The sequence below is a fragment of the Rhodocyclaceae bacterium genome, from assembly GCA_020248265.1.
Lineage (GTDB): Bacteria > Pseudomonadota > Gammaproteobacteria > Burkholderiales > CAIKXV01 > CAIKXV01.
In genome coordinates this window covers 96,699-113,585 of sequence record JADCHX010000002.1, presented here as the reverse complement: position 1 = coordinate 113,585, position 16,887 = coordinate 96,699, and the positions used below count along the sequence as shown (strand labels likewise).

At 68.4% G+C, this 16,887-nt stretch carries 14 protein-coding genes and 1 tRNA gene; 6 read left to right on the top strand and 9 right to left on the bottom strand.

Annotated features, from left to right (window positions below; all coding sequences use genetic code 11):
* Window positions 1–4: 4 nt before the first annotated feature.
* The 3 genes from ING98_01390 to ING98_01380 are packed head-to-tail and all read left to right on the top strand — an operon-like array spanning window position 5 to window position 1,595.
* Complete coding sequence (locus ING98_01390) at window positions 5–1,039, top strand: hypothetical protein (GenBank protein ID MCA3100501.1); 1,035 nt, start codon at window positions 5–7, stop codon at window positions 1,037–1,039.
* Window positions 1,040–1,067: 28 nt separating this feature from the next.
* The gene (locus tag ING98_01385; protein ID MCA3100500.1) at window positions 1,068–1,355 is read left to right on the top strand and encodes a hypothetical protein; all 288 of its coding nucleotides are present in this window, start codon (window positions 1,068–1,070) and stop codon (window positions 1,353–1,355) included.
* A gap of 21 nt (window positions 1,356–1,376) precedes the next feature.
* Window positions 1,377–1,595 (top strand): hypothetical protein, encoded by a 219-nt coding sequence (locus ING98_01380; GenBank protein MCA3100499.1) that lies wholly within the window; start codon window positions 1,377–1,379, stop codon window positions 1,593–1,595.
* 40 nt (window positions 1,596–1,635) lie between these two features.
* On the opposite strand, the gene ING98_01375 is transcribed toward ING98_01380, so the two are convergent.
* The gene (locus tag ING98_01375) at window positions 1,636–2,391 is read right to left on the bottom strand and encodes a class I SAM-dependent methyltransferase (protein ID MCA3100498.1); all 756 of its coding nucleotides are present in this window, start codon (window positions 2,389–2,391) and stop codon (window positions 1,636–1,638) included.
* 173 nt (window positions 2,392–2,564) lie between these two features.
* Here ING98_01375 and ING98_01370 point away from each other — a divergent pair, with 173 nt between their 5' ends.
* The 3 genes from ING98_01370 to ING98_01360 all read left to right on the top strand — a co-directional run bounded on the left by ING98_01370 (window position 2,565) and on the right by ING98_01360 (window position 5,217).
* Entirely contained in the window at window positions 2,565–3,083 is a 519-nt protein-coding gene (locus tag ING98_01370; protein MCA3100497.1) for a universal stress protein, read from the top strand.
* Window positions 3,084–3,460: 377 nt separating this feature from the next.
* The gene (locus ING98_01365; GenBank protein MCA3100496.1) at window positions 3,461–4,528 is read left to right on the top strand and encodes a PQQ-dependent sugar dehydrogenase; all 1,068 of its coding nucleotides are present in this window, start codon (window positions 3,461–3,463) and stop codon (window positions 4,526–4,528) included.
* Entirely contained in the window at window positions 4,525–5,217 is a 693-nt protein-coding gene (locus ING98_01360; protein MCA3100495.1) for a c-type cytochrome, read from the top strand. The genes ING98_01365 and ING98_01360 overlap by 4 nt, the downstream gene beginning before the upstream one ends.
* Before the next feature lie 173 nt (window positions 5,218–5,390).
* Here ING98_01360 and ING98_01355 read toward each other — a convergent pair.
* The 8 genes from ING98_01355 to ING98_01320 form a co-directional block, all read right to left on the bottom strand.
* Window positions 5,391–5,466, bottom strand: a tRNA-Arg gene (locus ING98_01355).
* A gap of 97 nt (window positions 5,467–5,563) precedes the next feature.
* Window positions 5,564–6,568, bottom strand: a complete 1,005-nt coding sequence (locus ING98_01350; protein ID MCA3100494.1) for a tripartite tricarboxylate transporter substrate binding protein — start codon at window positions 6,566–6,568, stop codon at window positions 5,564–5,566.
* A 141-nt stretch (window positions 6,569–6,709) separates the two neighbouring features.
* On the bottom strand, window positions 6,710–8,830 hold the full coding sequence (locus tag ING98_01345) for a M1 family peptidase (GenBank protein MCA3100493.1): 2,121 nt from the start codon (window positions 8,828–8,830) through the stop codon (window positions 6,710–6,712).
* Window positions 8,827–10,077, bottom strand: coding sequence for a ChaN family lipoprotein (locus tag ING98_01340; GenBank protein MCA3100492.1), 1,251 nt, complete (start codon window positions 10,075–10,077; stop codon window positions 8,827–8,829). The genes ING98_01345 and ING98_01340 overlap by 4 nt, the downstream gene beginning before the upstream one ends.
* Window positions 10,078–10,162: 85 nt before the next feature.
* Window positions 10,163–11,053 (bottom strand): HDOD domain-containing protein, encoded by an 891-nt coding sequence (locus tag ING98_01335; protein ID MCA3100491.1) that lies wholly within the window; start codon window positions 11,051–11,053, stop codon window positions 10,163–10,165.
* A gap of 110 nt (window positions 11,054–11,163) precedes the next feature.
* Window positions 11,164–12,132, bottom strand: coding sequence for an HDOD domain-containing protein (locus ING98_01330; GenBank protein MCA3100490.1), 969 nt, complete (start codon window positions 12,130–12,132; stop codon window positions 11,164–11,166).
* A gap of 132 nt (window positions 12,133–12,264) precedes the next feature.
* Window positions 12,265–15,426 (bottom strand): efflux RND transporter permease subunit, encoded by a 3,162-nt coding sequence (locus tag ING98_01325; protein ID MCA3100489.1) that lies wholly within the window; start codon window positions 15,424–15,426, stop codon window positions 12,265–12,267.
* A gap of 71 nt (window positions 15,427–15,497) precedes the next feature.
* A complete protein-coding gene (locus tag ING98_01320) occupies window positions 15,498–16,886 on the bottom strand; it encodes an efflux RND transporter periplasmic adaptor subunit (protein MCA3100488.1) in 1,389 nt (462 codons plus the stop codon).
* Between the last annotated feature and the right edge of the window lies 1 nt (window position 16,887).

Genomic DNA, 16,887 nt, shown 5'->3' with positions numbered 1-16,887 from the left:
TGCAGTGATCGACGAATTCGAATTCTTCCTCGAAAAGCCGTGGTCGGACGGCCTGCCGGTGGTGACGCCGACCGAGGCACGCCTGGCACCGTTCCTGGCCGCGGCCGGGCGCGAACCGGACGAGCTGATCGGGCGCGTGCCGCCGGCGATGGAGCCGGTGACGGTGCGCATCGCGGCCATCCACGCGCTGATGGCTGGCTGCCGTCCCGAATACGTACCAGTCGTGCTTGGCGCACTGCCGCTGATCCTGCGCGACGCGTTCAACCTGAACGGCGTGCAGGGCACGATGCACGGCGTGGCACCCCTGATGATCGTCAACGGCCCGCATGCGGCGGCCATTGGCCTGAACGGCAGCAACGGCTGCTTCGGACCGGGCTTTCGCGCCAACGCGACCATCGGGCGTGCGATCCGCCTGATGCTGCTCAACCTCGGCGGCGGCATGGCCGGCATCGCCTCGGCAACCATCTTCGCCACGCCGATGCGCTACACCGCCTGCATCACCGAGAACACCGCACGGAGCCCGTGGGACAGCCTGGCCGTGTCCAAGGGCTATGGTGCCACGCAGGACGTCATCACCTGCGCGATGGTCGAGAGCCCGCGCCTGCACTTCGACGACGTGAGTCAGGAGCCCGAGCGCCTGCTGACCGGCATCGCCGACGGCATGACCGCGCTCGGTTCGTGGAACATGCATGCGCGCTCGGACATGGTGGTAGCGATGGGCCCGCAGCATGCGACGATCTGCGCGCAGGCCGGCATGAGCCGCGAAGACGTGCACCGTTGGCTGGTCGAGCGCGCCGGGCGCACGGTCGGTGACCTGAAGCGCGGCGGCAACTGGCGCCGCGAGCGGGCGCTGCAGTTCCCGATCAAGGTCGACCCCGACGACGATGCCTGCTTCATCCCTACGCTGAAGGATCCGGTCGACCTGCAATTGATCGTCGCCGGTGGCTGGGGACCGTGCACCGCGATCTGCCATGGCTGGAGCGGCGGCAGCCGGGCGGTGCACGGCGCATACGACGTTCACGGCGTCCACGGCCAATGAAACGAACACACCTGGGAGCACACACGACATGAACGAACTGCCCTTCATCGATCCGACCGCCGGTGGCAACCGGCCGCCGGTCGCCCTCGCACCGCGGCCGATGGACCTCGCCGGCAAGGTGGTCGCGATGATCGACAACACCAAGGAGCAGGGCAGCCTGATCCTCGAGACCGTCGCGCAGGTGCTGCGTGAGCGCCACGGCGTGGCGAAGGTGATCATCCGGCGCAAGGAGCATTACTCGAAGCCGGCCACCGACCAGCTGATCGACGAACTCGCGCAGGAGGCCCACCTGGCCGTCGCTGCCGTGGGTGGGTGAGGGTCCTGCACGTTGTGCAGTGTGCACGACACCGTGGAGTTCGAGAAACGAGGCATCCCCGCGACCGTGATCATCACGCAGGCGTTCCGCAATGCCTGCATCTTCCAGTTCCGGTCAAAGGGCATGGCCGGCCATCCGTACATCGAGCTGCCGCATCCGATCAGCAACATGACCGAGGACGAGATGCGCGCAGCTACGCTCCGGGAAGTGGATGCGCTGGTGAAGCAGCTGGTGGCCTGATTCGCTGCCCGCTGGCCGGCGGTTCGCCTGCCGCAGGCCGCTAGCGCGGTCGCGCGAAGCGCAGCGCGAACTTGTCGCTCGACGGTTTCGCTTCTCTGTAGTGGGACGCGCGCGCGTCGGCAGGGTTGCGCCACGCCGCGCCGTCAGCCTCGAACACGAAGCCTGCCGCCTCGATCTCGCGGCGCAGCGCCGCCTCTTCGATGCGGTGCAGGGTCTGCGTTTCGGTGAGGCCGGTGCCGGGCCGCCCGGAGTGGTCCATGATCACCAGCCGGCCGCCGGGTTTGAGTGCATCGAACATCGCCCGGTTCATCTTCATGCGGTCGGTCGGCGTGTTCACGATGTCGTGGTAGGACAGGACCAGCGTGACCAGATCGACGCGCGGCGCGTCGGCCGGGAACGGATCGTCGAACGGGCGCGTCAGAACTTCGATGGCGGACGGCGTGGCCTTCGCGCGCGCGAGGAGGGCAGGCCCCGGTTTAGGTGCCTGCGCCCAGACCTTGCCGGTCGCCCCCACCGCGACCGAGAACACCTGCGTGGTGTAACCACCGCCGGCGGAGATGTCGAGCACGCTCATGCCCGGGCGCACCATCGACAGGCGCAGCAGGTCGGCCGGCAGCCGCCGCGCATCGGCCTTGCGGTCATCGTCCGGCCGCAGCGGGCTGGCCAGCACCGCGTCATGGTCGATGGCCGGCGTGGCTGCGCAGCCGGGCAGCATCGACGTCAGCGCGACGGAGGTGCCGAGCAGGGCGAGGCTGACGGTGAAGCCCCGACGGGTGCGATTCGGTAGCTGGGCCATGCGGGACTCCTTCGGGTCGAAATCGTCCGTCATCGTAGCAATTCCCGTCTGCCTGCGCCGGCATCGGCAGCGGCGCATCGATGCCGTCCCTTGATTTTCATCAAGGAAGCGATGGCAAGCAGGCCTACACTGGCGCTACCGGGCCCTCGCCCGGCCCGCACAGGAGACCCCACATGTACCGCAAGATACTGGTAGCGATCGACGACAGCGACACATCCGCACGCGGCCTCGACGAGGCCATCAAGCTGGCCAGGGGCGAGTCGGCCCAGTTGTGCATCCTGCATGCGATCGAACCGACTGCGCTCGCGATGTACCCGGAAGCCGCAGCCTATGCGGATGACCTGTTCCAATTGTTGCGCGAGTCGGGCAAGCAGGTGCTGCAGAAGGCGGCCGCCAAGGCTGCCCGGCGTGGGGTGAAGGCGCGCACGGCGCTGATCGACAACCGTGGCTTTCCGATCGCGGAGCTGATCGTCGAGTATGCGGGAGCCTGGAAGGCCGAGGTGATCGTGCTCGGCACCCACGGCCGACGCGGGTTCAGCCACCTGCTGATGGGCAGCGACGCCGAGAGCGTCGTGCGCCTCTCACCGATCCCGGTGCTGCTCGTGCGCAGCCCTGAGGGCGGGGGGCCGAAGGCGGCGCCAGCGAAGCGGGCCGGCGGCGCGAAGCGCAGTGCCGGCCGCAAGCGCGCGTAGCGGAACCGGCCACGGCCTGCGCCGCACCGCGCCAGGGTTGCACAGGCTGGCTTCACAGGCATCTGCCATCTACGGTATGCTTTTCCGGCCACAATGTGGTGGCGGGACGCGCGGTATCGCCGGGGACATGCTCCGGCTGCACGCGCGCCCAGACCAGGGGGAGTCAATCGATGAGCAGAAAATGGATGGCTGCGCTCGCGCGCAGCGTACTGCCTGCCGCGCTGGCCGGCGCGTTCGGGATCCTTGCCGGAGCGGCTGGTGCACAGACGCCGACCAAACCGCCGACGCCCCAGGAGATCGAGGCGCGCCGCGCCATGGGCGGGTATTTCCCCGAGCGGATGACCAATCCCAACCTCACGGCCAACCCGCCGCACCTCATCGCGACACCGCTCGACCAGATCCCGCTCGACCGCATCCGCGTGCCCGAGGGCTTCAAGGTGGAAGTCTGGGCGCACGGCATTCCCGGTGGACGCATGATGGCACGTGCCCCGGGGGGCACGGTGTTCGTCGGCACCCGCACGATCGGCCGCGTCTACGCGGTCTACGAGCAGAACGGCCAGCGCGTCAACAAGGTGGTTGCAGAGAAGCTCGTGCAGCCCAACGGCGTGCTGGTGCAGAACGGCTCGCTGTACATCGCTGCGATCAACCGCGTGTTCCGCTACGACAACATCGAGGCCAACCTCGAGAACATCCCGACGCCGGTTGACATGACCGAGGCGTTCAAGTTGCCGCCCGAGGTGCACCACAACTGGAAGTTCCTTGCCTTCGGCCCCGACGGGAAGATCTATTTCCAGGTCGGCGCGCCCTGCAATGCCTGCGAGATCAACCCCGGCGTGCATGGTCAGATCCGTCGCTACAACCTCGATGGCTCGGGCATGGAGATCGTCGCGCGCGGTGTACGCAACACCGTGGGCTTCGACTTCCATCCGAAGACCGGCGAGCTCTGGTTCACCGACAACGGACGTGACTGGGCTGGCGAGAACGGCTTCGAGGACGAACTCAACCGCCTGCCTGCCAACATGATCGGCGCGAACTTCGGCTTCCCGTACTGCCACGCCAACGGACAGCCCGACCCGGATGTCCGCGTGCCCAATCCCTGCGCCAACACCATTCTTCCGGTGACGTTGCTTGGGGCGCACACGGCCGCACTGGGCATGCGCTTCTACACCGGCAAGATGTTCCCGGCCGACTACCAGAACTCGATCATGATCGCGCGTCGCGGTTCGTGGAACCGCACCGAACGCGCAGGCTATGACGTGGTGCGCGTGACGACGACGCCGGATGGCCGCAATGCGCGGGTCACCCCGTTCATGACCGGCTTCCTGGATACCGCGAAGAACGCCTACTACGGCCGGCCGGTCGATGTGCTGCAGTTGCCCGACGGATCGATGCTGGTCGCCGACGAGCAGAATGGCGCGATCTACCGCGTGAGCTACTCGCGGTGACAGGCAACGTCGATCGCGCGCCGCAGCCGTTGCGGCGCGTGTTCGCGTCGGTTGCGCTGGCCGCGACGCTCGCAGCCAGCGTGGCGTCCGCCCAGCAGGTCTGGCGTGCCGGCGATCCTGCCAGGGGGGCAGCGCTCGCCGCTGCCTGCGCCGGCTGTCACGGCGAACACGGTGCGGCGCCGATTCCAGGCACCCCGGCGCTGGCCAGCCAGCAGCCGGAGTTCCTGATGCTGCAACTGGTGCTGATGCGCGAAGGGTTGCGCGACGTGCCGGCGATGACCGGGACACTGAAGGGGCTCAACGACCGCGATCTGGTGGATATCGCCACCTACTACGGAGCAGCCCGGCCGTTCAGCAGCCCGCCTGCGCGCGATCCGGCGTTGTACGCCCGCGGCGAAGCGCTGTCCGGGGCGATGGGTTGCAACAGCTGCCACATGGGCGACTACAGCGGGCAGCGCCAGGTGCCGCGTCTGGTCAACCAGCGTGAAGACTACCTGGCAGCCGCGCTGCGCGCCTACCGGGACGACCGGCGCAGCGGCACGGATACCAGCATGAATGCGGTGATGTACAAGGCCGTCGACTCGGATATTGCCGCGATCGCGCATTACCTCGCGCAGCGTAGCGCGGGGTCTGCCGATTCGCCTTCGACGAAAGCGACGAAAGCGAGCCCGGGCGCGGGCGCTAGGTAGAAGCACCTGCGGGTGATGCGGGGGCGATGCGTGCCGGTGCAGCGCATCGGCGCGAGGCTTGCGGCCGGAAGGCGGCAGTGCGTGGGGCTGGCAGGGGCGTTTGAAAGCATCATCGACGTCGGAGGATTGCCGCACTCCGGTGCGTTTCTCGTGCACTTGGGAGGGGATCGTACTGGCGCCCCGAAGACGAATCGAACGTCCGACCTGCCCCTTAGGAGGGGGCTGCTCTATCCACTGAGCTACCGGGGCGTGCACCGGCGAGCGGTACCCACGTGGCGATTCTACCGCGACCGCGGCACCCGCAGCCGGCATGCGCGACTGGCTGCGGCAGCGGGCAAGGCGCGGGTCAGTCCGCCGTGATCTTCAGCCGCTTGATCGTCTCCCCGTACGTACGCGCGTCCGAGCGCACCAGGTCGGCCATCTGCTTGGGCGTGCCGCCCACCGGGTTGATGCCCTGCGCGGTGAGCTGGCTGCGGATGTCGGGCGAGCGCACGACATCCGTGGCATCGCGCGCGATCTTTTCGAGCAGGCGTGGTGGCGCGCTCGCCGGCGCATACAGCGCGAACCAGCTCACCACGCGGAAGCCCTTGTAGGTTTCGCCGACCGCGGGCGCCGCCGGGAACTGAGGATTGCGCTTGACGCCGCCGGTTGCCACCGGGAACACGCGGCCGCTGGTGGCGAAGCCCATGGCGGCGGCGGGCGAGACGAACATCACGTCGACGTTGCCGGCCGCGACCTCGGCTGCGCCGGGCGGTCCGCCCTTGAACGGCACGTGCACCATCGAGATGCCCAGCAACTGGTTCAGCTGCTCGAAGCCGAGGTGGTGAACGGTGCCTACGCCGGCCGAGGCAAAGGTGCGCTGCCCGGGCTGCTTCAGGGCCAGTGTACGAAGGTCGTCGAGGGTCTTGATGCCGGACTTCGCCGACGCGATCAGCACGTAATCGGTATCGGCGAGATTGACCACCGGTGCCAGCGCCTTCTGCGGATCGAAGCTCAGGTTGCGCTGGATGGCCGGGGCGATGACGATGGCACCCTCCTGGGCCAGCATCAGCGTCTGGCCGTCGGGCTCCGCCTTGGCGACGATCTCGGCCGCGAGCAGCCCGCCGACGCCGCCACGGTTGTCGACGATCACCGTCTCCTTCCATGCGTCCGTGAGGCCGCGCGCGACGATGCGGGCTGCCAGGTCTGCGCCGCTGCCAGCGGTGTTGCCGACGATGAAGCGTACCGGCCGGTTCGGGAAGCGCACATCGGTGGCCGAGGCACCCCAGGGAAGAAGCGCGAAACAGATGCCGATCAGCAGGGTGGCGAGCGAGTTGGGAACACGTCGCGTGTGGGGCTGTCTGTCGTGCATCGAGCGTCATCCGTCGTACAAGGGCCGCAAGGGTAACGCGGGGCAGACAGAACAAGAACGTATATCTGTTTCGATGGATATGCGGCGAACAACTATGGCTGCCGGGAAGGCTGCGTCGGCGCCAGGGCGACTCGGGCGGCCTCAGGGCGAAACCGGAATCCTCGGTGTCTCGATGCTCCCCACGCCCGACACGATCGCCCGTCCGTTGCGGAAGCCGACATGTCCCTGGGCGCCGTAATGCGGTGCCCGCCGGTGCAGGTCGATCAGTGAGGCGGTGTCTTCGACCGAGACCAGCAGGCGGGGGGCGCCGTTCGCGGCGCGGGCAGCCCACAGCGCGGCGTCGGGCATGCGTGCGAGTGCGGCCGGACGTGCCAGGCGCGGGTCGCGGCGCACCAGGCGCTCGATGTCTTCGTGGCGCCCGATCACCAGCAGCGGGCCGGGTGCGTCCAGGTCTGATGGCCGGGCGGCGGGGGGGCGCGCTGCCTCGCGCATCCTGGACGCGAGCTCGCTGGCGGCCGCCTTCCAGCCGTCGTCACCGTCGCTGGCGACGATCACGCGGATGTCGGCCGCCAGCATGGCATCGCGCAGCAGCGGCGGCGATTCGTCGGGTCCGAGCCGGCGCCACGCTGCGAAACCCGGGTCGAGCTGCAGCGCCTCGGGCATGCGTCCGCCCGGCACCGTGTAGATGGCGGTGCGCTCGCCGCGCCGCAGTTCCAGCGTGCCGGGTTCGGTGCGCGTGCCGGTCCAGGCGACCACGGGCAGTGAAAACGAATACGGCATCGGCTCGGCGAACGTGACCTGCAGCGCGCCGCCCGCTGCATGCGCGCGGATCGACTGTGCAACCAGCGACGGTGCGCCGGTGCCGGTGACCATCGGTGTGAACAGTCCGCCCAGCGAGCGCCCGGCGCGGCGTTCGAAGGCCAGCTGCAGGTCCTGCCACGAGGCGGTACGTCCGGCATGGCTGCGCCAGAGGTCGCGCAGCGCCTGGTCGAACGCGGCCTCGCCGATCTCGGCGCGGACCATGTGGAACAGCATCGCCGACTTGCCGTAGCCGACGGCCGAGGCGGCGCCGTGCGTGCGCGCGGTGAAACGGTCCAGCGGCGTATCGCTGCCCGGTGCGACCGCGGCGAAATCGCGCAGCCAGCTCCAGCGCATCAGGCGGGCCGCCTCCGGCGACTGTGCCGCGCGCAGGGCATGGTCGGCCATCAGCGTGGTCAGTCCCTCGCTCCAGTTGCCGCTGCGCCAGTCGGCACGCACGCCATTGCCCCACCAGTTGTGCAGCACTTCATGGGCGAGCGATTGGCCACGCATGAAGGGCAGGCCGAGCACGGCCTCGCCGATGTAGGTGGCACCGGGCAGGCCGAACCCGGTCGGCAGCGGCGAGGACACGATGCTGAAGCCGTCGAACGGATAGGGGCCGATCTCGCGGTCATGGCGCTCGATCGGCGCGGCGGCGGCGGCGAGGTAGTCCTGAGCCAGCGCGTGCACGCTCTCGACGAAGTAGGTGCGAAGCCGCACGCTGCGTCCGCCCGGCAAGGCCAGCATCCGCTCGTCCACCCGATACGGGCCGGCCATCAGCGTGATGCCTTCGGTGGGCAGCTGCGATTCGAACACGGTGCGCGAGCCGGTGGCGTCGGTCGATTCCGAGACGAGCCTCCCGGGCACGACGGCACGCTGGTTCGCCGGCAGGTCGATGCGCACGCGGTAGTGGATCGGGGAGGTTGTCTCGGGGTACCAGCCGGACCCGGCCGGCAGGTAGCTGCCGCGGGGGGAGGCCATCGGCGGCAGTGCGGCGATCACGCCGCGGTGGTCGATCTTTGGGTCGAGGGGGGCGAGTTCTCCCTGCCAGCGGAACTGCCACTGGCGTGTGCCGCTGGCCACTGCTGCGACCGCGAGGACCTGGCGTGTCTGCCTGCCGGCCCCCGAGGTGCCCGCAGGCAGTGGCTGTGGCCGGCCCTCGACCGACACGGCTTCCAGGGTGAAGCGTCGGTCGAGCGACAGCTCGAGTGCGACGCCCGCCGGGATTGTCCAGGTGGCTTCTCCGTGCAGCAGCCGGCTCTCGGGATCGAACCGGATCGACATCGTTACCTGCGGCAAGGCCGCTGTATGCGCAGGCCGCGCCAGCGGTACCGCCGCAGCCGCTGCAGCCCACACTGTCGGCATCGTGCCCGCCATCACCAGCGCAGCCAGCACGACGACGCCGATCGACCGCGCGGCTGCGGCGGACGTACCCTGCTGTACGCCGTGCCGCTGTCTGCTCATGGCGCCCGTGGCGGGAAGCGCACCATCACCTCGATCTCGCGGCCGTCGCGCTGGACCACGACCGGCAGGATCGTGCCGGGCGGCTGGTCGCGGACCGCAGCGGTGACGTCATCCGCGGCGCGCACAGTGGCACCGGCGACGCGCTCGATGCGATCGCCGGCGCGCAGGCCGCTGCGCGCCGCAAGGCTGTCTGGCGCGACCTTCTCTATCCGGGGTGATCCTTCGCCGCCCGAGAGTGCGATGCCCAGGCGCTGACCGGGCACAGGCGCAGCGCCGGGGGGCACGATGAACACCGCGTTGGCCAACGCCTGCGGCGGCCTTGCGCATTCCGGGCCTGGCGCTGCGTCGAACGGCAGCATCGTGTAAGGATCCGCGATGCCCAGGGCTCGCAACTGGTGCGGGACGCCGTGGCCGAACTGCAGGTGGCCGCTGCCCATCACGCCAACCACGAGCGGTGCCGGGGATGCACGAGCCCGGTGGGCAAGGGCTTCCGCCATCGCGCGGTCCCAGGTGAGCTGGGCTTCTAGGAAGCGGGTGAACCGGATGTCGCTGTCGGCTGGCGCGGCGGCACCCGGCGCGCGCGGCGGCAGGTGCATCTCGAAGGTCTTGCGCAGCTGCGCGGCGTAGGCCTCTGGCGCGGGCGTGGCGCGGGTGACCCCCTCGCGCTGTGCCTCGGGTACGCTGTCCCAGCCGCTCGCCCCGACCTGGCGCACCAGCGTGCGTTCCACGTTCAGCGCAATCATGGGTATGCGGTTAAGGCGGGCGAAGTGGAACAGCGGCAGGTAGAGCCGCGGGTCGAAGCCCCACACCCGGTTCCAGTCCGACAGGCGCAGGAACTCCGCTTCGGACAGTTCGCCGGCTACCCAGCGGTCGAGGGCCGGCTGCACCCGCCGCGGGAACATCTCGAAGCCGATCGCCATGTCGGGGCGGCGCGCATGCAGGGCGGCCAGTACCTGCAACTGCCAGCGGTGGTGGTCGGCGTTGTCGTGGTGTTCGCCGAGGAGCACGACCTGCCGCCGTGCCGCTTCGGCAATCAGTTCGGGTCCTGGCCTCGGTTGCAGGGCCGCATCCCGGCTGCTGCCCGGGGAAGTCGTGGTGGCCAGCCAGCTGCCCGGCTGGGGGCAGCGATCGGTCTCGGCGGGCTGCAGCGGTTGTGCACCGGAAATACCGGTGGCGATCGACAGCGCCAGCGCCATGGCGGCCGACACCGGCAGCAGGAACGCGAGCAGGACAGGGCGCGACAGCATCCGGATAGCGTAGCGCACCCGTCCCGCTGCAGTCCGCCCATCGGCCGTGTTCATTCGTGCGGCGAGGACCGCCGCCAGCCGGGCCTTACCCGGCGCTGGAGAACGATTCCGCCGTTGCGCGCAGCGCGACCACCTGGTTGGACAACCGCTCGCCGATCGTCTCGATCACGTCGGCGTCGATCGACAGCAGCGATGCCGTCCGCTCGGATACGCAGTCGAGCATGACGGCTTCGAGCGGGAATGGCGCGGCAGTGTCGGCGTAGACCGCACTCATCACGACCTCGGACCGCGCGAGTTCATCGGCGACGGCGAGGATCGCCGACAGGGAGTCCGGCTCGATCACATCGACCTCGCGCTCGGCCACCGCGCCAGTGATCTCGTCGGGCAGGCTCCACTTGCGCAGCAGTGCCGTGGACACGGCGCGCCGGGCCTTGCCGAGCATTACCTGTTCGACCTGCCCGAGCTTCATTTCGCGTGCGACCGCCGTCTCGAGCAGCAGGTCGAGCGTACCGGGGCGCAGGCATTCGATCACCAGCGTGCCGATGTCGTAGATCATCCCGGCCAGGTAGGCGTTGGCGCGCTCGGCCGGTGCGACCTTGGTCGCGAGCATGCTCGCACCATAGGCCACGGCCATCGCGTGCATCCACAGGAAATCGCGCCACTGCGGCGACAGCCCCTTGTTCAGGGCCTGCCCGCACAGCATGCCGAATGCCGTCTGCGCAGCCCGCTCCAGCCCGATCCGGTTCACGGCCTGGTCGAGGGCGTTGAACTTCTTTCCAGGGATGCCGAACGCGACGGAATTCGCGAGGCCGATCAGGCGGGCGACGCAGATCGGCTCCTGTTCGATGATCGCGCAGAAGACCTTGGTGGATTCCAGTTCGGACGGTTTGAGCGCGGCGAGCTTGCTCGCCACCGGTGAGATCCGGGGCAGGGCAGTCAGGTCGAGGGAGTCCAGGCGCTCGGACAACTTGCTCATCGTGCCGCCGGCTGCAGCCGGCGGCGGTGGTGGAGGCGGTGGCGCCGCCTGCGGCTTAACGGTGAAATCGAGCGAATCTTCCATGGGACTGCAGTGGTCCTTCGGTGGGTTCAGCGAATCTGGGCAATCAAGGAGGCCATGGCCCGCAGCGCCTGTACCTGGCTGGCCACGCGTGCCTCGATCTTGATGGCTTCGGCCGGCGCGAGCGAGCAGACAACGTAGAAGGCATCCGGCAGTGCCGCCTGCGTGCAGATGTGCAGCGGCAGCGGTGGCGCCTCGTCGAGGTATATCCCTTCGACCAGATTGCGCGAGCGCGCCATCTGGTCTGCGCACCAGAGTATGGCCGGCATCGAGTCCTGGGCCATCACGGACAGCGTGCGGCAGCTGACCGCGTCGATGATCCGTGCCGGCATCGACCAGTTCGACAGCAGCGTGCGGGAAAGATGGTCGCGCGCCGCCCCGACGCGCTCGTCCTCGACGTCGCGCATCGGGCGTTCCTCGGCCTCGGCCGTCGCGGCGATCGCGTCCAGCGTTCCCGGTCGCACCGTTTCCAGCGCCATCAACCCGATGTCGTAGATCAGGCCGCCCAGGTAGGCGTCGTTCGCGTCGCAGATCTCGATTTCGCGCGCCAGCTTGTTCGCGGTGGCGGCGGTGCACAGCGCATGCACCCAAAGCACGCTGCGCCAGCGTGGCGCCAGAGCGGTCCCCATCGCCTGGTTGCACAGCAGCGCGAAGCAGATCTGCGCCGACTGGTGCAGGCCGATCCGCGTCAGGGCCTGCTCCAGCGTGTTGAAGCTCCGCCCGGGCACGCCGAAGGCCACCGAGTTGGCGAGGCCGATGAGCCGTGCGACCAGCGCTGGCTCATGCTCGATCAGCCGGCAGAACTCGCGTGCCGAACCGATGTCGTTCACGTCCATCCCGGACAGTCGGGCAGCGAGCGGCGACAGACGCGGCAATCGCGCCGGATCGAACGACTCGGCCTGGTGCTGAAGGGTTTCCAGCAGCTGACCTTCGATCGTGGTGTCGCCCAGGCGGTCCTGCGGTACTGCGGTGGGGGCGGATATGACGGCGGCGGCCATTGGCGGGGCGGCTCCAGGAACCGAACGGTGACTCCCGTATAACGGCCGTGCGCTGCGGACCTTTAGGCCGGCGCGTGCCCCCTTACAGCTGCGATCGGCCGACGACGGCCGGCCGCCGGCCGATGCCGACGATCAGCTCGCCGCGCCCTCGGTCGCCACCGATGGCGCACTCTTTCTCGACTCGGGCTCGACGTAGTGCGCCTCTTCCGGCCTGCGCCGGTCGCCGCGCAGGTACCGGGTGGCGCGGTCCAGGCTGACGAAGAAGGTCGGTGTCACGTACAGCGTCAGCAACTGCGAGAAGAGCAGGCCGCCGACCACCGCCAGGCCGATCGGCGCACGCGACTCGGCACCTTCGCCGCTCGCCATGGCGATCGGCAGCGTGGCGAACACCGCCGCGAAGCTGGTCATCATGATCGGCCGGAAGCGCACCACGCAGGCCTCGACGATCGCATCCACCGGCGTGAGGCCGCGCTCGCGCTGCAGCTGCAGCGCGAAATCGACCATCATGATGCCGTTCTTCTTGACCAGGCCCACCAGCAGGATGATGCCGACGAAGCTGAACACGTTGAGCTCGTAGCCGAACAGTATCAGCGTGAGCAGCGCGCCGAAGCCCGCGAGCGGCAGCGCGGTCAGGATGGTGATCGGATGGCCGAAATGCTCGTAGAGAATGGCGAGCACGCCGTAGATCACCAGGATGGTGATCAGCAGCAGGATCGGCAGGGCCTTGGTCGAATCCTGGAAGAACTTGGCGCTGCCGGCGAGGTTGACCGAGACGTCGGCCGGTACCGTCTCGTAGGCCACGCGCAGCGCATCGTCGACCGCCTGGCCCACCGACACGCCGGCGTTTGCGTTGAACGACAGGGTGACCGAGGCGAGCTGGCCGAAGTGCTGCACCGTCATCGGCCCGACGCCGCGCTTGATCGTCGCCACGCTCGACAGCGGCACGGTGACGCCACCCGGGCTCTGCACGTAGATCATCGACAGTGCATTGATGTTCTGCTGGAACGCCTTGTCTACCTGCAGCATCACGTCGTACTGGTCGGTGTCGCCATAAAGCGTGCTGATCTGGCGCCCGCCGAAGGCGTTGTACATCGCCGCCTCGATCTGCTGCGGAGTGATGCCGAGCGCGGCCGCCCGGTCACGCTGGATCTGCACCTGCAGCTGGGGGTTGCGCAGCTCCATCGAGGTATTCACGTCGCGCAGGGAGTTCAGCTCGCGCAGTTTCGCCTCGAGCGCCTCGGCCGGGCCATACAACGCCTGCAGGTCGGAGCCGGCGAGCACCAGCTGGTAGTCGGCATTGGTAACCCCGCCGCCCAGGTTGATCGCCGGCGGATTGGAGAAGAAGAGCCGCAGGCCCTGGCTCGCCGGGCCACGGAAGGCTTCACGCAGCTGCTCGATCACGCCGTCGACCCGCAGTTCGCGCTCGTTCATCGGGATCAGCCGCACCGTCATCGAACCGACGTTCGGCTGCTGCACGCCGCCGAAGCCCTGTCCCGCGCTCGAGCGGATACCGGCCACGTTCGGGTTCTTCAGCACGGTCTCGGTGACCAGCGCCTGCCGGCGCGCCATCTCTTCGAAGGTCAGGCCTTCAGGGCCGCGCGTGGTGACGTTGATCACGCCGGTATCCTGGCGCGGGATGAAGCCCTTCGGGATGGCCACCAGCAGCATGTAGGTGCCGTACATCACCAGCGCGGACACCAGCAGCATCAGGCCTCGGTGGCGCATCGCCCAGCGCAGCGAACGCTCGTAGCCGCGCTTGCTCAGTTCGAAGGCGGCCTCGAACCATTCGAAGATGAACAGGTGGCTGTGCGAGGTGGTCAGGTAGCGGCTGCACAGCATCGGCGTCAGCGACAGCGAGATGATGCCCGACAGCGCGACTGCGATGCCGACGGTCACCGCGAACTCGGTGAAAAGCCGGCCGAGCAGGCCGCCCATGAACAGGATCGGAAGGAACACTGCGCACAGCGACACCGTCATCGACAGGACGGTGAAGCCGATCTCCTTGGCGCCGTCGAAGGCCGCCTGCATGCGCGTCTTGCCCATCTCCATGTGCCGGGCGATGTTCTCGAGCACCACGATCGCATCATCGACCACGAAGCCGACCGCCAGGATGATCGCGATCAGCGACAGGTTGTTGATCGAGAACCCGAGCAGGTACATGATGCCGAAGGTACCCATCATCGCGGTCGGCAGCACCGTCGCGGTGATCACCGTCGCGCGCAGGTTGCGCAGGAAGAACAGGATCACCAGCACCACGAAGGTGGTGGCGATGAACAGCTTCTTGTAGACCTCGTTGATCGACGCCTTGATGAACACCGAGCGGTCGAAGATCACGTCCATCTTCGCGCCGGCGGGCAGGGCCGTGGTCAATTCGGGCAGGATCTCGTTGATCCGGCGCACCACCTCGACCGTGTTCGACCCCGGCTGGCGCTGGATCGCGAGCACGATCGCGCGGTCCTTGTTGAACCACGTCCATGAACGTTCGTTCTGGACGCTCTCGACCACCCGGCCGATGTCGCCGAAGCGCACTGGCGCGCCGTCGCGGTAGGCGACGACCACGTTGCGGAACTCGCGTGCGGTGTCGATGGAGCCATCCACCTTGACCGAATAGTTGCGGGCGCCGCCGTCGATCGAGCCGGAGGGCAGGTTGCTGTTGCCCTGCTGCACCGCCGAGATTACCTGCTCCATGCCCAGGTTGCGCTTGGCGAGCTTGGACGGATCGACGTACAGGCGCAGCGCGTACTTCTGTGCGCCGAAGATCTGCACCTGGGCGACGCCCTCGATCATCGAAAGGCGCTGCGCGATGCGGGTGTCCGCGAACTCGTTCAGCTTGGACAGGGTCAGGTTCTCGCCGGTGAAGCCGAGGAACAGGATCGGTGAATCTGCCGGATTCAGCTTTCGCATCACCGGCGGTTCCATGCCGTCGGGCAGCCGCCGCTGCACCGCGGCGATCGCCGACTGCACATCCTGGGCGGCGGCATCGATGTCGCGGTCGATGCTGAACTGCAGGGTGATCCGGGTATTTCCGTCGCGCGACACGGAGTTCATCGAGTCGACGCCGGCGATGGTGCTGAACTGCCGCTCCAGCACGGTGGCCACGGTGGTCGCCATGATCTCGGGGTTGGCGCCGGGCAGGTCGGCGGTGACCAGGATGTTCGGGAAGTCGACGTTCGGCAGTTCGTTCACCGGCAACTTCTGGAAACCGATGAAGCCGAAGAAAACCAGCGCGACCATCAGGGTGGCGGTCGCCACCGGACGCTGGATGAACAGGCTGGAAATTGAACTGTTGCTCATGGCCGACCTCTGTGTGTTCGCCTGCGCCGGGTGCGTCGCGGCGCGATCGCCGCCGCGTCCTGGGCGGGATCCTACTTCTGCGGCTCGCCCTTGCGGGGCGCGGTGGCGCTGTCGGCTGCCTTGCCGGCGCCGCCGACCGGTGCCGGTGCGTCGCCCGCTGCGGCGCCTTTCGCCGCTTCACCACTGGCTTCGCCACCCTTGGCTTCGCCACCTTTGGCCTCGCCACCCTTCTTGCCGGCGCCCTTGCCGTCGCCCTTGGAAGGCAGGCGCACCGGCGCGCCTGGCGACAGCCCGGGCGGCACCTCGGTGATCACCAGTTCGCCACCCTTGAGCCCGGAGGCGATCACCACCCGGTCGCCGAGCTGGCGGTCTATCTTGATCGGCTGTACCCGAGCCCGCCCGGCCGCGTCGTTCTCGCCCGGCTGGAACACGTACACGAACGGCCCCTTCTGGCCGGGCTGAACCGCTGCCTCGGGGATCACCACCGCTTCGGGTTCGGTGGTCAGCACCATGCGTACGGCGACGAACTGGCCGGGCCAGAGCGTCTCCTTGTCGTTCGAGAGCCGGGCCTTCATGATGATGGTGCCGGTCTGGGCGTTCACCGTGTTGTCGACGAACACCAGCTTGCCCTCGGCGAGGACGTCCTGGCCCTGTTCGCGCAGTACCTGCACGTTCAGTTCGCCGCTGGACTGGAAGCGGCGCACCGTGGGCAGGAACTCCTGGGCGACGTTGAAGCTGACCAGCACCGGGTTGGTGCGGTTGATGGTCACCAGTGGCACGCTGGTCGACCCGGTCGACGCCGAGACCAGGTTGCCGGCCCGGACCGACAGGGCACCCAGCCGGCCGTCGATGGTCGCGCGGATGAACGTGTAGTCGAGCTGCACCTGCACCTGCTCGAGCTGCGCCTTGTTCGCGGCGACCTGGGCCTCGAGGGCCGCGACGTTGGCCACCACCGTCTCGTACTCGGCACGGGTGATGAAATCGCGCTCGAGAAGCGGCTTGAGGCGACGCTCGTTCGCGCGGGCGAGCTCCAGGTTCGCCTGGTCGCGCGCGACGGCTGCCTTGGCCTGGTTGACGGAGGCATCGAACGAGCGGGAGTCGATGCGGAACAGCACCTGTCCGGCACGTACCCGGTCGCCCTCCTTGACCATCACCTGGGTGAGCAGCCCCGACACCTGCGGCCGCACCGCGACCACGTGTTCGGATTCGATCGTGCCGACCACGTCGAGCACCACCGGCATCGGCGTGACCTCGACCCGGGTGGTTCGTACCACTGCGGCAGGACGGCTGCCCTTGCCGGCCTTGCCGTCCTTGCCGTCTTTTGACGCGACCTTCTTGCCGTCCTTGCCGGCAGAGGCCGTATCGCCGAAGGGGGTCCAGCGTCCGGTCTGCCAGGCCCCGAGGCCGAGCGCCACGCCGATGATCAGCAGACCCACGAGAAAGATGACGAATCGCTTCATG

What these genes read in the sequence shown, in the direction of transcription:
- ING98_01375 (MCA3100498.1), bottom strand. Translation starts at nt 2,391, where the DNA reads ATGGCCCAGCTACCGAATCGCACCCGTCGGGGCTTCACCGTCAGCCTC.
- ING98_01320 (MCA3100488.1), bottom strand. Translation starts at nt 16,886, where the DNA reads ATGAAGCGATTCGTCATCTTTCTCGTGGGTCTGCTGATCATCGGCGTG.
- ING98_01325 (MCA3100489.1), bottom strand. Translation starts at nt 15,426, where the DNA reads ATGAGCAACAGTTCAATTTCCAGCCTGTTCATCCAGCGTCCGGTGGCG.
- ING98_01385 (MCA3100500.1), top strand. Translation starts at nt 1,068, where the DNA reads ATGAACGAACTGCCCTTCATCGATCCGACCGCCGGTGGCAACCGGCCG.
- ING98_01345 (MCA3100493.1), bottom strand. Translation starts at nt 8,830, where the DNA reads ATGAGCAGACAGCGGCACGGCGTACAGCAGGGTACGTCCGCCGCAGCC.
- ING98_01335 (MCA3100491.1), bottom strand. Translation starts at nt 11,053, where the DNA reads ATGAGCAAGTTGTCCGAGCGCCTGGACTCCCTCGACCTGACTGCCCTG.
- ING98_01330 (MCA3100490.1), bottom strand. Translation starts at nt 12,132, where the DNA reads ATGGCCGCCGCCGTCATATCCGCCCCCACCGCAGTACCGCAGGACCGC.
- ING98_01350 (MCA3100494.1), bottom strand. Translation starts at nt 6,568, where the DNA reads ATGCACGACAGACAGCCCCACACGCGACGTGTTCCCAACTCGCTCGCC.
- ING98_01340 (MCA3100492.1), bottom strand. Translation starts at nt 10,077, where the DNA reads ATGCTGTCGCGCCCTGTCCTGCTCGCGTTCCTGCTGCCGGTGTCGGCC.
- ING98_01370 (MCA3100497.1), top strand. Translation starts at nt 2,565, where the DNA reads ATGTACCGCAAGATACTGGTAGCGATCGACGACAGCGACACATCCGCA.